This window comes from Pseudomonas sp. NPDC089407 (assembly GCF_044900445.1).
In the GTDB taxonomy this organism is placed as follows: Bacteria; Pseudomonadota; Gammaproteobacteria; order Pseudomonadales; family Pseudomonadaceae; genus Aquipseudomonas.
The window spans coordinates 15,915-31,286 of sequence record NZ_JBJDNB010000034.1 but is presented as its reverse complement, the minus strand read 5'-3'; the positions used below and the strand labels follow the sequence as shown (position 1 = coordinate 31,286).

The window sequence follows — 15,372 nt, the reverse complement described above, 5'->3', positions numbered from 1 at the left end:
GGTCTGGTGGGTGCGCGGCGGCACGATAGATAGACTTTAATGATCTAAAAACAATTTAATAAATACCTTATTCGCATATGCATATCACTAAGCGCTCGGCGCTGCAGAGATATGTCGATGCCGAACGCAGAACCCGCTCCCACAGGTAACTATGCCCCTAAATAAAAACGCCGACACAAAAGTGTCGGCGTTGGGTCATGCCAGGTAATGCAAGCGCATCAGAACGCCGGCAGCACCGCACCTTGGTACTTCTTGGCGATGAATGCCTTCACTTCCGGGCTGGTCAGCGCCTTGGCCAGTTTCTGGATGGCTTCGCTGTCCTTGTTGTCCGGGCGGGCAACCAGGAAGTTCACGTACGGCGAGTCGGCACCTTCGATTACCAGTGCATCCTTGGCCGGGTTCAGGCCGGCTTCCAGGGCATAGTTGGTGTTGATCATGTCCAGGTCGACCTGGTCCAGCACGCGCGGCAGCATGGCCGATTCAAGCTCGCGGAACTTCAGCTTCTTCGGGTTCTCGGCGATGTCCTTGGGGGTGGCCAGGGCGTTCTTCGGGTCCTTCAGGGTGATCAGTCCAGCCTTCTGCAGCAGGATCAACGCACGGCCGCTGTTGCTACCCTCGTTCGGAATGGCCACAGTGGCACCCTCCTTCAGCTCGCTCAGGCTCTTGACCTTCTTCGAGTAGCCACCGAACGGCTCGACGTGCACGCCGATCACGGTTTCCAGGTGGGTGCCCTTGCCTTCGTTGAAGCTCTTCAGGTACGGCAGGGTCTGGAAGTAGTTGGCGTCGAGGCGCTTCTGGTCTACCTGCACGTTCGGCTGCACGTAGTCGGTGAAGACCTTGATCTCCAGGTCCACGCCTTCCTTGGCCAAGGTCGGCTTGATCAGCTCGAGGATCTCGGCGTGCGGTACCGGGGTAGCGGCAACCACCAGTTTCTCGGCAGCAGCGGCCAGGCCGGAGAACGACAGGGCGGCGGCCAGGGCAGTGGTCAGCAGGGTCTTCTTCATGGTGGTCCTTGTTCTGGATCTGGGCCATCGACGATGGCGAATCAGTTGCCCAACCGGTTCATCAGCAGGCGTGAAGCGGACAATACCTAGATTTTTTATTCCGTAACAATATCTTTTGCTTAGCTGCTTATTCCAAAAACAAACTGCCATCAGTCACTTTACTTATGAGCGATGTCTAGCGCGCGGGGTTGAGCAGGTCGAGGTCTTCCGGCTGGATCTCTGCGCCGTCATTCACCAGCAAGGCAAAGTGAATGACGTTCTCCAGTTCACGGGTGTTGCCAGGCCAGGCGTGAGCTTCCAGCACCTGCTGTGCTGCCTCGCTCACCAGTGGCACAGGGCGCTGCAGGCGCACGCTGTAAATGCCTACGAAGTACTCGGCCAGCGGCAGGATATCGCCTGGCCGCTCACGCAATGGCGGCAGCTCCAGCGCCCCCTCACGCAGGTATTGGTAGAGGCGTTCGTTGAAGCGCCGGGCACGCACCACCCGCGCCAGGTCAATGCTGGTGGCGGCGACCAGGCGCACATCCACCGGCTGCGGCTGTTGCGCGCCCACGCGGGTGACTTCGCGGTTTTCCAGGGCCGCCAGCAGCTTGCCCTGGATGGCCAGCGGCAAGTCGGCAATCTCGTCCAGGTACAGCGTGCCGCCGTTGGCCGAGCCAAACCAGCCGGCGCGGCTGCTGGCCGTGCCGCCCTGGCTGCCGGCGCTGTAGCCGAACAGTTCGGCATCTGCGTAGGTCGGGCTGATAGCCGCGCAGTTGACCGAGACGAACAGCCCGGCACGGTCGCTGGCGCGGTGAATCTGCCGCGCCAGCAGCTCCTTGCCGGTGCCGGTCTCGCCACGGATCAGCACCGGCAAGGGTTGCGGCGCCAGGCGTTCAAGTGCTTCGCGCAGTTGCTGCGAGCGCGGGTCGATGAACACCAGCGCCTTGGCGCGGATGCTCAGCGGGCTCTTGTCCAGTTCGGGAAAGGTCAGCAGTGGCTGGCCAAACGGGTTTTGAAAAGTCATGACAAACTCCCGCCCCAGGCCTGCAGTGGCCGGGCGTCAGGCAAACGGTAAACAGTAAGGGTGATCAGGCGCGGCGCAGTGCGCGCTGCTCGACCCGGCTTTGCAAGCGGTACAAGTAGGCAAAGCCTTGTTCCCAGCGCTCGTGGCCGGACTTGACGTTGATGTGCCCGGCGTTGCTCAGCAGCCCTGCTTCGGCGCCCCAGGCCTGGGCCAGGTACAGCGCCCGCGGCACGCTCACGGCCGGGTCGTTGTCCGAGCTGACCACCTGGCTAGGGAATGGCAGCGCTGCGCTCGGGATCGGCGCGAAGTTGCGCAGGGCTGGGGCGCAAGTAGGGCGCTCGACGTCAGCCGGTGCCACCAGCAGTGCACCTCGCACCCGCCGCAGCAACGCCGGGCTGGCCTGCGCGGCCCAATGGGCAACGGTGATGCAGCCCAGGCTGTGGGCGATCAGGATCACTGGCGAGCGCTCGGCGGCAATCGCCCGCTCCAGCGCCTGCACCCAGTCCTGGCGTTGCGGGGTCAGCCAGTCGTGCTGCTCGACCCGCGCGCTGTTGGGCAGGGTGCGCTGCCAGTGACTTTGCCAATGGTTGTCTGGCGATCCTTGCCAGCCCGGCACAATCAGGTAACGGATCGACTCGTTGCGCATGGGGACGCCTCCAGTAAGTTTGCGTGCTTGGAGACAAGTATAGGGCGGGGGTTATATTCGTAAAGGAATAAGAAGCTATTTATTAATAACCAAAACATCAAACCTTGCACGGTCCCCTGTAGGAGCGGCCTTGCGTCGCGATGGGCCGCAAAGCGGCCCCAAAACCTGCAAGCAAGGTATTCCTGACAGACCGCACTGGCTGATATAGGGGCCGCTATGCGGCCCATCGCGACACAAGGCCGCTCCTACAGGGGAACGTGAATAGGCAAAAAAAAGGGCCAACCCCTGCCAAGAGATGTGGCCCATAAGCACTTGCCTGAAGAGGGTTGCCAGGTATCAGCGCGCCGTAATCACCGCCAGTTTGCTGATCCCCGCACGTTCGATGGCGGCCATGGCCCGCGCCACTTCGCCGTAGTTCACGCCGTCATCGGCCTGCAGCTGCACGCGCACATCCGCATCCTTGTCCTTGGCGGCCTTGAGGCTGGTTTCCAGCAGGTCGGGCTGGATCTGGTCCTTGTTGATGAACAGCTTGCCCTCGCCATCGATGCTGACCACCAGCGGGTCCTTCTGCTCCACCGGGGCCACGGCCTCGGTCTTCGGCAGGTTGATGGGGATGGCGTTGGTCAGCAGCGGCGCGGTGACGATGAACACCACCAGCAGCACCAGCATGACGTCCACCAACGGCGTGACGTTGATTTCACTGAGGACTTCGTCGCTGTCCTGGGTCGAAAAGGCCATGTCAGGACGCCTCCTTCACCGGCTGGGTGAAACCAGCCTGGGCCTTGTGCACGGCCGGGTGTACCAGCACGCGGAAGGCACTCTTCTGCGCCAGGCTGTAGAAGTCATGGGCGAAGTCATCAAGGTCGGCAGCGGTCAGCTTGAGGCGGCGCAGGAAGTAGTTGTAGACCAACACCGCCGGCACCGCGACGGCGATACCTACGCCAGTTGCAACCAGCGCTGCACCAATCGGCCCGGCCACGGTTTCCAGGCTGGCAGAGCCGGCTGCGCTGATGCCCTTGAGCGCTTCCATGATGCCCCATACGGTGCCGAACAGGCCGATGAAGGGCGAGGTGCTGCCGATACTGGCGACCACCGCCAGGCCGGTTTCCAGCGAGCGGCGCTCACGCACGATCTGCTGGCGCAGGGCGCGCTCCAGGCGGTCCTGATGGTTGATGGCGTGGCTCAGGTCATTGGCTTGGGTGTCGCCAACGGCGATGGCGGCGTAACCGGACTGGGCGACCCGGGCAGCCGGGCCAGGCAGTTCGTGGCTGAGCTCGGCAGCCGAGTCCAGGCTGGAAGCCGCCCAGAACTGCTGGTGGAAGCGCTTGTCCTGGTTCTTCAGCCGCACGAACTGCGCGACCTTGACCAGGGCCAGGCCCCAAGTGACGACAGAGAAACCAACCAGCAGCCAGATGACTGCGCTTTCAACGGATTCGAGGGGGGATGCCAGCAGGCTCATGATGATGTTTTCCTGTGTTCTGCGAAAAAGTTAGCGAAGCTTGAAATCGATCGGCACGCTGACCCAGCCGGTCTGGGCCACGTCGCCCTGCTTGGCAGGCACGAAGCTCCAGCGCTTGACCGCGGCCAGCGCGGCGGCATCCAGAGCATCACGGCCACTGCTCTTCTGGACCTGGATCTGCCCGGGCTTGCCGCTGGGCAGTACCTCCACACGCAGCAGCACGGTGCCTTCCCAACCGCGGCGCTGGGCCATCTGCGGGTACTCCGGCGCCGGGTTCTTCAGGTACGCGGCGTTGGCCGAGGCCGGGGTAATCGGGGCCGGCGCAGGGGGTGCTGGCGCAGGCGGTGCCGGGGCGGCCACCGGCGCTGGTGGCGGCGCTTCGACCGGCTTGGGCTGCGGTTTCGGCGCTTGCTTGACCACCGGCTTAGGCACCGGCTTGGGCTTGGGTTTGGGCTTGGCGGCCAGCTCATCGACCACCGGCGGCGGTGGCGGCGGCTCGACCACGGGTGGCGCGGGGGCTGGCGGTGGTGGCTCGACCACGGGCGGTGCCGGCGCAGCAAACTCGATGGTCATGGGTGGCACCTGTGGCGGTACCACCGGCAATGCGGGGGTGGGTGCGTGGCTGACCCAGTACGCGGCAGCGCCATGCAGGGCCAGCACCAGCAGGCCCAGCACCAGCTTGTCGCGGCGCTTGAGCCCGCTGACCGGCGTGCGTTGCAGGCGCAGCTGGCCCAACGGCAGGCGAAGCGTGCGTCCAAGCTCGACCAGGTCACCCGGTGCCGGGCGCCATGGCTGGTCGTAGGCCCTGACGGCCGACTGGACATTACCCATTGATCAAACTCCTGGGGTCTCGATTCAGGTGTGTGGCGAATCATCGGGGCCAGAGGCTTATCTCTTAAAGTAATGTTTGAAATTATGGTCATAACTTAAATGAATATCGGTTTTTGGCGATTCTTTCAAAGCCTTGGGTTTCGCGGCCTGTAGCTGGGCCGGTTAAGGGCGATGCATTGCGAGCATGCAAAATATTCGTGCAAGGCATGAGATTGCCGCGAGGGCTGCGCCCTCGATCGCGACGCAAGGCCGCTCCTACATGGACCGCGCACTCCCAGGCATACGCGATCCCCTGTAGGAGCGGCCTCGTGTCGCGATGGGCTGCACAGCAGCCCCGGCAATCTTCCAGGCATAAAAAAGCCCAGGACCAACCCGGGCTTTTCTTCATCAAAGGCGAATCAGATATCCGCCACCTTCTGCCAAACCTTCGGCCGGAAGAACAACGTTTCCCCCCGCGCCAACCCGGTCAGGCTGTCATGGTCCTTGACCACCTCGGCCTCGATCAGCTCGCTCTGCCCTTCCACCTTCAAGGTCACCCGCGTAGTCGCACCCAACGGCCGGATATCCCGCACCTCGGCCGCATGGTGACCTTCGGTCTCATGCCGCGACAGCGACACCTCATGCGGACGGAACAGCACATGGTGCCCTTCGCTCAAGGCCAGGCGGTTGGAGTCGCCAAGGAAGTGGTAGACGAAATCGTTGGCCGGCTGCTCGTACACCTCGCCCGGCGAGCCGATCTGCTCGATCACACCCTTGTTCATCACCACGATGCGGTCGGCCACTTCCATGGCTTCTTCCTGGTCGTGGGTAACGAATACCGACGTCAGGTTGATGTCCTCATGCAACCGCGCCAGCCAGCGGCGCAGCTCCTTACGCACCTTGGCATCCAGGGCGCCGAACGGCTCGTCCAGCAGCAGTACCTTGGGTTCCACCGCCAATGCGCGGGCCAGGGCGATACGCTGGCGCTGGCCGCCAGACAGTTGCTCGGGGTAGCGGTCGGACAGCCAGTCCAGTTGCACCATGTTCAGTAGTTCATGCACCTTTTCGGCAATCTTGCTCTCGCTCGGGCGCTCGCCCTTGGGCTTCATGCGCAGGCCGAAGGCAACGTTGTCGAACACGCTCATGTGGCGGAACAGCGCGTAGTGCTGGAACACGAAACCGACGTTGCGGTCGCGCACGTCATGGCCGGACACATCCTCGCCATGGAACACGATATTGCCCTGGTCAGGCGTTTCCAGGCCGGCAATGATGCGCAGCAGGGTGGTCTTGCCACAGCCGGACGGGCCGAGCAGGGCCACCAGCTCGCCGCTGTTGATGTCCAGGTTGATGTTGTCCAGGGCCTGGAAGCTGTTGAAGCGCTTGCTGACGTTACGAACTTCGATCGACATGAATCATTCCTCCGCGGCGCTGTGGCGCAGGCGGTTAATACGGTTCTCGCTCCACTGCTTGAGCAGCAGGATGAAGAGCGCCAGGATCAGCAACAGGCTGGCCACGCTGAAGGCCGCGACGTGGTTGTACTCGTTGTAGAGGATCTCCACGTGCAGCGGCAAGGTGTTGGTCACGCCACGGATGTGGCCGGACACCACCGACACGGCGCCAAACTCGCCCATGGCCCGCGCGGTACACAGCACCACGCCGTAGATCAGGCCCCACTTGATGTTCGGCAGGGTCACATGCCAGAACATCTGCCAGCCGTTGGCGCCGAGCAGGCGTGCGGCCTCCTCCTCTTGCGTGCCCTGCTCCTGCATCAGCGGGATCAGCTCACGGGCCACGAACGGCACGGTGACGAAGATGGTTGCCAGGACAATGCCCGGCAGGGCGAAGACAATCTGGATGTCGTGGTCCTGCAGCCACGGCCCGAACAAGCCTTGCGCGCCAAACATCAGCACGTAGACCAGGCCGGCGATCACCGGCGACACCGAGAACGGCAAGTCGATCAGGGTGACCAGGATGCTCTTGCCACGGAAGGTGTACTTGCTCACGCACCATGCGGCGCTGACGCCGAACACCAGGTTCAGCGGCACCGAAATGACCACGGCGAACAAAGTCAGCTTCAGCGCCGACAGTGCATCGGGCTCGAAGATCGCCTCGAAGAAGGTGCCAAAACCGTTCTTCAGCGCCTGCGACACCACGATCACCAGCGGCAGCAGCAGGAACAGGGCGAACACCAGCCAGCCAAGGCCGATCAGAATGCGCCGCGAAGTCGCACTGCTACGGCGGGCAGCGTTGGCGGCGGCGCTTGCACTCAGGGATGAACTGGACATGCCGGCCTCCTTCAAGGGGTTTCGATGCGGCGCTGCAGCAGGTTGATCAGCAGCAGCAGGATGAAGGAAACCACCAGCATCAGCACGCCGATGGCGGTCGCGCCGGTGTAGTCGTACTGGTCGAGCTTGACCATGATCAGCAGCGGCAGGATCTCGGTCTTCATCGGCATGTTGCCGGCGATGAAGATGACTGAACCATACTCGCCGACGCCACGGGCGAAGGCCAGGGCAAAACCGGTCAGCCAGGCCGGCAGCAGGGCCGGCGCCAGGATGTGGCGGAACACCTGCAAAGGTTTTGCACCCAGGCAGGCGGCGGCCTCTTCTACTTCACGCGGGATATCGGCCAGCACCGGCTGCACCGTCCGTACCACGAACGGCAGGGTGACGAAGGTCAGCGCCAGGGTGATGCCCAGCGGGGTATAGGCGATCTTGAAGCCCAGGTCGGTGGCGAACTGGCCGACCCAGCCCTGGGGCGCGTACAGCGCAGTCAGGGCAATACCGGCAACGGCGGTGGGCAGGGCGAACGGCAGGTCGATCATCGCGTCGATGATCTTGCGCCCGGGGAAGGTGTAGCGCACCAGCACCCAGGCCAGCAGGGTACCGATCACACCGTTGATGATGGCGGCAAACAGGGCGGTGCCGAAACTCAGCTTGAGCGCGGCGAGCACCCGCGGCGCGCTGATGATGTTCCAGAACTGCTCGAAGGTCAGCTGCGAGGCATGGATGAACATGGCCGCCAGCGGTATCAGCACGATCAGGCTGAGGTACACCAAGGTGTAGCCCAGCGTCAGCCCGAAGCCGGGTATGACGGGGGAAATGCGACGTGACATAAATATCCCTGGTTGAACGCACTTGGCCCGACAGTCGAGCCGGGCCGGTGCAAGCTTTTGAATCCCGGGGCTGCTGCGCAGCCCATTCGCGGCGCAAGGCCGCTCCCACAGGGGATCGCAGTTCCTACTGGGATCGCGGTTCCTTGTGGGAGCGGCCTTGTGCCGCGAATGGGCCGCAAGGCGGCCCCGCTTTTCCGTGGCCCTTACTGTGCCTGATAGATCTGGTCGAACACACCGCCATCATTGAAGAATTTCGGTTGCGCAGTCTTCCAGCCACCAAAGTCTTTGTCGATAGTCACCAGCTCAAGTTTCGGGAACTGCTTGCCGAATTCGGCAGCCACTTTCTCGTCACGCGGGCGGTAGAAGTTCTCGGCGGCAATCTTCTGCCCGGCCGGGCTGTACAGGTGCTTGAGGTATTCGGTGGCAATCTCGGTATTGCCTTTCTTCTCGGCGTTCTTGTCCACCACCGCCACCGGCGGCTCGGCGAGGATCGACAGCGACGGCACGACGATGTCGAACTTGTCGGCACCACCGTCTTCCTTCAGCGCCAGGAAGGCTTCGTTTTCCCAGGCCAGCAACACGTCGCCCTGGCCGTTGTTGACGAAGGTGATGGTCGAGCCACGGGCGCCGGTATCCAGCACCGGTACGTGCTTGAACAGCTCCTGCACGTAGGCCTTGGCCTTGTCTTCGCTACCACCGGTCTTCAGGCCGTAGGCCCAGGCCGCAAGGAAGTTCCAGCGCGCACCGCCGGAGGTTTTCGGGTTAGGGGTAATGACCGAGACGTCCTTCTTGATCAGGTCGCCCCAGTCCTTGATGCCTTTCGGGTTGCCCTTGCGTACCAGGAATACGATGGTCGAGGTGTACGGGGTGCTGGCGTCCGGCAGGCGGGTCTGCCAGTTGTCCGGCAGGGTCTTGCCGAGCTTGGCGACTTCGTCGATATCGCCGGCCAGGGCCAGGGTCACCACGTCGGCGCGCAGGCCGTCGATTACCGCCCGGGCTTGCTTGCCCGAGCCGCCGTGGGATTGCTGGATCTTCACCTTGTCGCCCGGGTGGGCCTGCTGCCAGTGCTTGATGAACTCGGCGTTGTACTGCTGATACAGCTCACGGGTCGGGTCGTAGGACACGTTCAGCAGTTCGTAGTCCTTGGCGATGGCGGAACCGGCAAAAACAGCACTGGCCACGGCGGCAAGCGCATAACGGCGAATGGACATGGTGAAGCTCCCGATTGGCATTTTTCTAGTTTTGGATGTTGTGGCGCAGATCAGCCAGGCTTGTTACCCGGCTGTTGCAGGCGGAACTTCTCCTTGCGCTCGATCTGGACGACCTGAGCGTTGTGCACAGTGATCTCCACCGCACCGAAACGCAGGTCGCGCAGGGCGCTCTGGATTTCCCGCAGAATGGTGGCTTCGTCCTGACCGTCGATGCTACGCAGAGATGCACTCATGCTCGTTCTCCTTGGAGTGAGATGCCGGGCAGGGATTTGAAGGGGTTGTGTTGCCTGGCTTGAGGGCAATAGTAGTGAGGTGGGGTTATTCTTAAAAATACTGTTTAAGAATGTTTATATAACCAAAAATTAATGACGGTTCTGAAGGCGACAGGCGGCCCTGTGGGAGCGGGTTTACCCGCGAATGCGGTGGTAGCTCCACTATCGCATTCGCGGGTAAACCCGCTCCCACAGGGTTCAGTTCAAGCTTTCAGGCCTGTTTCTGAGGCTCGCGAATCTTGTACCAGGCCACATACAACGCTGGCAGGAACAGCAGCGTCAGCAGGGTGGCCACAATGATCCCGCCAATCATGGCGTAGGCCATCGGCCCCCAGAACACTTCGCGGGCAATCGGGATCATGCCCAGGCTGGCTGCTGCTGCCGTCAGCAGGATCGGCCGTCGGCGGTGGTTGGTAGCCTCTACCACCGCATCCCAAGGTGACAAACCCTGGGCTTCGAACTCATCGATCTGGGTCACCAGGATCACCGAGTTACGAATGATGATGCCAGCCAGCGCGAGGATGCCAAGGATCGCCACGAAGCCCATCGGCGTACCCGTCGGTACCAGCGCCAGCACCACGCCGATCAGCCCCAGCGGCGCCACGCTGACCACCAGGAACAGCTTCTGCACGCTGTGCAGCTGGATCATCAGGAAGGTCGCCATCAAGAACAGCATCAAAGGGATGACTGCCGCAATCGGGCCTTGGGCTTTGCTGCTTTCTTCCACCGCACCACCGGTCGCGACCTCGTAGCCCACCGGCAACTTGCTGGCGAACTGGTCGATGTCAGGCTTGAGCTGGGCAACCAGGTCGGTAGGCTGGATCTCGCCGTTGACCGAGGCCTTGATGGTGATGGTCGGTTTGCGGTCGCGGCGCCACACCAGCGGCTGCTCCAGTTCATAGCGCACGGTGGCGAACGAGAGCAGCGGGATGGAGGTGCCGTTAGGGGTAAGGATCTGCAGGTTCTGCAAAGTGTCGGGCGAGCCGCGCTCGCTGTCCTCGGCGCGGGCGACCACATCCACCAGGTAGATATTGTCGTTCACCTCGGTAATCGGCACGCCGCTGACGATACTGTTCATCACATTCGCCACGTCCTCGGAGGACAAGCCCAACTGCCGCGCCTTGTCCTGGGCGATCTCGATGCGCAGGACCTTGCCGGGTTCATTCCAGTCGTAGATCATTTCACCGATATTCGGGTTCTTGTCGAGCAAGGTGGCCAGTTCGATCGCATGCTTGCGCACCTGGTCGATATCCTTGCCGCTGACCCGGTATTGAATCGGTCGGCCTACCGGGGGGCCCATTTCCAGCGACTGCACGTTGGTGCCGATGCCGACGAAGTCTTCTTCAAGGCGCTTCTGCAGGCGTGCCATCAATTCACCACGCTCTTCCAGCCCCTTGCTCACGATCACGAACTGGGCGTAATAAGGGTTCTGTAGCTGCTGGTCGAGTGGCAGGTAGAAGCGGATTGCACCCTGCCCGATGTACGTGCTCCAGCTAACGATATCGGGGTCGTCCTTGAACGTCGCTTCAAAACGGTCCACCACCTTTCGCGTTTCTTCGATGGAAGCGTTCTGCGGCAGGTTCAGGTCCACCAGGATTTCTGGCCGGTCGGAGGAAGGGAAAAACTGGTTCTGCACGAAACGCATGCAGAACACCGAGAGCACGAACAGCACGATGGTACCGACGATGGTCAGCCAACGATGCCGCATGCACCACAGCAGCCCGCTTTCAAAGCCCCGGCCTACCCGGCCTGGCTCCTGTTCATGCGCCTTCATCTTCTTGCTGTCGAGGATATGCACGCCCAGCACCGGGGCGAAGAATACCGCCACCACCCAGGACACCAGCAGCGCGACCGCGATAACCGCGAACAGGGTGAAGGTGTATTCGCCTGCCGAACTGGCGTTCAGGCCGATCGGCACAAAGCCGGCCACAGTGACCAAGGTGCCGGTCAACATCGGAAACGCCGTGGAGGTATAGGCAAATGTGGCCGCTTGTTCTTTGCTTTCGCCCATCTCAAGGCGCGTGACCATGACCTCGACGGTGATCATGGCATCGTCCACCAGCAGGCCCAGCGCGATGATCAGTGCGCCGAGGGAAATCCGCTGCATGGTGATGCCGCTGTATTCCATGAACACGAAGACCATGGCCAGCACCAGCGGAATCGAGCAGGCCACCACCAGGCCGGCACGCACGCCCAGGCTGACAAAACTCACCGCCAGTACGATGATCACCGCCTCGAACAGCGCACTGGTGAAGCCGCCCACCGCCTTCTTCACCACCACTGCCTGGTCGGAGACGGTATGCACACCCACCCCGACCGGCAGCTCGTTGGTAACCTGGTCCATCTTTTCTTTGAGCGCTGCGCCAAACACCTGGATGTTGCCGCCGGCCTTCATGCCGATGGCCAGGCCGATAGCGGTCTGGCCGTTGTAGCGAAACATGGGTGCGGGCGGGTCGACATAACCCCGCTCGATATCGGCGATGTCGGCCAGGCGGAAGAACCGGTCGTTGATCCGCAGGTTGACGCCCTGCAAGTCTTTCTCCGACGCGAACTGCCCGGTTGTACGTACCGAAATGCGTTCTGGCCCGGCCTCTATCACGCCCGCCGGGGTAACGGCGTTCTGCGCTTGCAGCGCCTGCATCACCTGGCGCTGGTCGATGCCCAGGGCGGCGAGCTTGCGTGTGGAAAAGTTCAGATAGAGCACTTCATCCTGCGTGCCAATCATCTCGATCTTGCCGATGTTGGGCACGTCCCGTACCTCGGCACGGGCCTGTTCGACATAGTCACGCAGCTGGCGCATGGTCAGGCCATCGGCGGTAAACGCATAGATCGAGCCGTATACGTCACCAAATTCGTCGTTGAACCCCGGCCCTTGAATGCCTGACGGAAATTCACCGCGTATGTCCTGGATCTTCTTGCGCACCTGGTACCAGATATCCGGGATGTCCTTGGCCTTGGTGGTGTCGCGCAGATAGACGTATACCGTGGACTCCCCGGGGCGGGTGTAGCTCTTGGTGTAGTCGAGGGAGTCGAGTTCCTCGAGCTTCTTCTCGATGCGGTCGGTGACCTGGTACAGGGTCTCGTCCTGAGTCGCGCCGGGCCAGCGGGTCTGGATGACCATGGTCTTGATGGTGAACGACGGGTCTTCTTCTCGGCCAAGGTTGAAGTACGAGAAAATCCCCATCAGCAAGCCTACGAACATCAGGTACCAGACGAACGATTGATGCTTGAGTGCCCATTCGGACAGGTTGAAGCTTCCTTTCATTGCGCATCCTCGTCGAAGATGACCTTCTGGCCAGGCTTGAGGCTGTTGACGCCGGCGGTGACCACACGCTCGCCGGGCTGCACGCCCGCGGTCAGCACGATGCTGTCGGCAGAGCGCTCGATCAAGGTCACGTCACGGGTGGCCACGGTTTGCTGCTGGGTGTCGATCACCCAGACCTGGGTCTTGCCATCGCGCTCGAGCAAGGCGCTGCGCGGCAGCTCACTGCGTGGCGTTACCTGCGAGCTCAGGGTCACACTGATCGCGGTACCCAGGTGGAAGGCAGCCGGCGTGCTGGCCAAGGTCAGGCGGGCGCGCCGGGTACGCGTGGTGGCATCGGCTTGAGGCTCCAACTCGCGCAGGCTGGCGGTGGTGTTGATAGTGGGGTCGAGTTGCGACGCGACGGTGAAGGTCAGGCCTTTATCCAACTGCTCGGCCAGGCCGATGGGCAGGTCGATGACCGCCTCCTTCACATCCGGACGCGCCAGGGTCACGACCGCCTGGCCGGCGGTGACGGTTTGCCCGGCTTCGGCCTGCCAGGCGGTAATTACCGCCGCGTGGTCGCTGCGCAGCGTGCTGTAGTCGAGCTGGTCACGCGCCTGGCTGACTGACGAGCGCGCCTGCTCCAGGGCGGCGCTGGTGGTTTTCAGGTTGGTCTGGGCAATGTCCAGCTGGGCTTGGGCACCTACGCCGCGGTCGTACAGCTGTTGCTGACGGCGGGCGTCGGCCTGGGCATTGATCCACTGCGCCTGCACCCGTGCCAGGTCGCCCTCGGCGGCGCGCAGCTGGTTCTGCTGGTCGGTCGGGTCCAGCGTGGCCAGGGTGTCACCCGGCTTGACCTGAGCACCAACGTCCAGCCAGCGCCGGGCGATGCGCCCGGAAACCCGAAAACCCAGGGTGCTTTCGAAGCGCGCCTGGACAGTGCCAGCGAAGCGCCCCAACTGTGACTGTACCTGCGGTTCCACCTTGACGGAGAGCACCGGCCGCACCGGTGGCGGGGCTTCTTCATCACTACTGCAGCCGGCCAATAGCACGCCGGCCGACACCATCAGCAGCAGGCGTTTCATAGCTCACCCCCTTTGGCCTTGGCATCGATCTTCTGCACCTGCATGCCGGGGTGCAGTAGCTGGCCGCCGTTGACCACCACGGTCTCACCACTCTTCAGGCCGCTGGCAACCACGATCTTGCCGGTCAGGTAACGGCTGACCTCGACCTTGCGCAGTTCCACCTTGTCGCCTTCGCCTACTACCCATACAGCGGGTTCATGCAGCGCCTTGGTCAACGCCGACCATGGCAGCTCGACGCTGGGCCGGCCCTGGGCGTTGGTGGTGGCGGTGACAGGTGCGCCCAGCTGCATGCCCGCGGGCACGTCCTTGAGGCCTACCTTGACCTGCACCGTGCCGCTTTGCGCCGACACGGTGGGGGTGATTTCACGCACGAAGCCACGGGCCTGGACCTTGGGATCGTCCAGCAGGCTGACGATGACGCCAGCATCGCTGGGCGGTGCAACCAACAGCGATTCGTAGACATTGAACACGGCATCACGGTCGCCATCGGTGGCCAGGCTGAAGATGGGCATGGTCGCCTGCACCACCTGGCCGACTTCGGCCTGGCGCTCGGTAATGACCCCCGCCGCCTCGGAAACCAATGCCGTGTAGCTGAGCTGTTCGTTGGCATTGGCCAGCTGCGCCTGGGCGGCCTTGAGTGCGCTCTGGTTGCTGCGCAATGCGGCTTCGGCGGCGTCGTATTCGCTCTGACTGGTGTAGCCCTTAGGCAGCAGTTTCTGCTGACGCACGAAGGCGGCACTGGTCTGGGTAACCCGCGCCTGCGCAGCGAAGACTTCGGCCTTGGCCGAGTCGACGTTGTTTTGCAGGTCTTTCGGGTCCAGGCGCGCCAGCACCTGGTTGGCCTTGACGTGGTCGCCGACATCGACAGTGCGCGAAATGATCTTGCCGCCGACGCGGAACGACAGGTCGGTCTGCACCCGCGCCTGCACGTCGCCGGTCAGGGTAACCCTGGCTGCGAAATCGGTGGATGCCACCTGCTGCACGCCTACGCGGGGCAGGGTTTCGGTGGTTTCTTCCTTGCTACAGCCTGACAAAAGAGGCAACAGCCCCAGGCAAACGACCAACAGCGGACGCATCAACGACATGCAGGCTCCTTGCTTGCGCGCAAATGATTCGTGGCATGCGACTGTTAGCGTAGATCAGGGTTCGATAAACATCACTGACGGGGGTCAGTTCGGCATTTTCGGCGCCTGTGCGGACCCTTTCGCGGGTGAACCCATCTGGTCGGTTAACGCGTTCAACTGTAGGAGCGGCCTTGTGTCGCGAAAGGGCTGCGAAGCAGCCCTGGCAATTTGTGCATCTGCGCTGAAACCCTGGGGCCGCTTCGCGGCCCTTTCGCGACACAAGGCCGCTCCTACAAAAAACGTGATCGCGTCATGGCTGCCAAGTGTTCGGCAGCACATTTGCAGCGCCTGCAGATGTTCGTCGAAGTATTTTTGGCGTCTGTGAGATCGAGCGCCGCCCGCGCGGCGCTCGATCTCACAGGCGCTAAAGATGTTGTGGCAAGCACATATCAGCCC

At 62.5% G+C, this 15,372-nt stretch carries 14 protein-coding genes; all 14 read right to left on the bottom strand.

All coding sequences use genetic code 11. From position 1 onward, the window contains the following. Positions 1–218: 218 nt before the first annotated feature. Positions 219–1,004 (bottom strand): MetQ/NlpA family ABC transporter substrate-binding protein, encoded by a 786-nt coding sequence (locus tag ACI2KG_RS22840; protein WP_400612610.1) that lies wholly within the window; start codon positions 1,002–1,004, stop codon positions 219–221. A 175-nt stretch (positions 1,005–1,179) separates the two neighbouring features. Next, complete coding sequence (locus ACI2KG_RS22835; RefSeq protein WP_404663382.1) at positions 1,180–2,010, bottom strand: sigma 54-interacting transcriptional regulator; 831 nt, start codon at positions 2,008–2,010, stop codon at positions 1,180–1,182. Between the two features lie 64 nt (positions 2,011–2,074). Next, positions 2,075–2,656 (bottom strand): alpha/beta hydrolase, encoded by a 582-nt coding sequence (locus ACI2KG_RS22830; protein ID WP_404663381.1) that lies wholly within the window; start codon positions 2,654–2,656, stop codon positions 2,075–2,077. A gap of 336 nt (positions 2,657–2,992) precedes the next feature. Next, positions 2,993–3,394, bottom strand: coding sequence for a biopolymer transporter ExbD (locus ACI2KG_RS22825; RefSeq protein WP_016712576.1), 402 nt, complete (start codon positions 3,392–3,394; stop codon positions 2,993–2,995). A 1-nt stretch (position 3,395) separates the two neighbouring features. Beyond that, entirely contained in the window at positions 3,396–4,115 is a 720-nt protein-coding gene (locus ACI2KG_RS22820) for a MotA/TolQ/ExbB proton channel family protein (protein ID WP_400612616.1), read from the bottom strand. Between the two features lie 30 nt (positions 4,116–4,145). Then, the gene (locus ACI2KG_RS22815) at positions 4,146–4,946 is read right to left on the bottom strand and encodes an energy transducer TonB (protein WP_404663380.1); all 801 of its coding nucleotides are present in this window, start codon (positions 4,944–4,946) and stop codon (positions 4,146–4,148) included. A gap of 398 nt (positions 4,947–5,344) precedes the next feature. Beyond that, the gene (locus ACI2KG_RS22810; RefSeq protein ID WP_019098644.1) at positions 5,345–6,334 is read right to left on the bottom strand and encodes a sulfate/molybdate ABC transporter ATP-binding protein; all 990 of its coding nucleotides are present in this window, start codon (positions 6,332–6,334) and stop codon (positions 5,345–5,347) included. 3 nt (positions 6,335–6,337) lie between these two features. Beyond that, positions 6,338–7,210: a sulfate ABC transporter permease subunit CysW gene (gene cysW, locus ACI2KG_RS22805; protein WP_404663379.1), complete on the bottom strand. Its 873-nt coding sequence runs from the start codon at positions 7,208–7,210 to the stop codon at positions 6,338–6,340. An 11-nt stretch (positions 7,211–7,221) separates the two neighbouring features. Then, a complete protein-coding gene (cysT, locus tag ACI2KG_RS22800) occupies positions 7,222–8,040 on the bottom strand; it encodes a sulfate ABC transporter permease subunit CysT (protein WP_400612624.1) in 819 nt (272 codons plus the stop codon). A 203-nt stretch (positions 8,041–8,243) separates the two neighbouring features. Next, entirely contained in the window at positions 8,244–9,251 is a 1,008-nt protein-coding gene (locus tag ACI2KG_RS22795; RefSeq protein ID WP_404663378.1) for a sulfate ABC transporter substrate-binding protein, read from the bottom strand. Positions 9,252–9,301: 50 nt separating this feature from the next. Next, positions 9,302–9,484 (bottom strand): sulfur starvation response protein OscA, encoded by a 183-nt coding sequence (oscA, locus tag ACI2KG_RS22790; protein WP_003248957.1) that lies wholly within the window; start codon positions 9,482–9,484, stop codon positions 9,302–9,304. Positions 9,485–9,734: 250 nt separating this feature from the next. Next, positions 9,735–12,788 carry an efflux RND transporter permease subunit gene (locus tag ACI2KG_RS22785; RefSeq protein WP_404663377.1) on the bottom strand — a complete coding sequence of 1,018 codons (3,054 nt, stop codon included), beginning with the start codon at positions 12,786–12,788 and terminating at the stop codon, positions 9,735–9,737. Then, positions 12,785–13,852, bottom strand: coding sequence for an efflux RND transporter periplasmic adaptor subunit (locus ACI2KG_RS22780; protein ID WP_400612632.1), 1,068 nt, complete (start codon positions 13,850–13,852; stop codon positions 12,785–12,787). The genes ACI2KG_RS22785 and ACI2KG_RS22780 overlap by 4 nt, the downstream gene beginning before the upstream one ends. Then, positions 13,849–14,937: an efflux RND transporter periplasmic adaptor subunit gene (locus ACI2KG_RS22775; RefSeq protein ID WP_404663376.1), complete on the bottom strand. Its 1,089-nt coding sequence runs from the start codon at positions 14,935–14,937 to the stop codon at positions 13,849–13,851. Before ACI2KG_RS22775 ends, ACI2KG_RS22780 begins: the two co-directional genes overlap by 4 nt. Between the last annotated feature and the right edge of the window lie 435 nt (positions 14,938–15,372).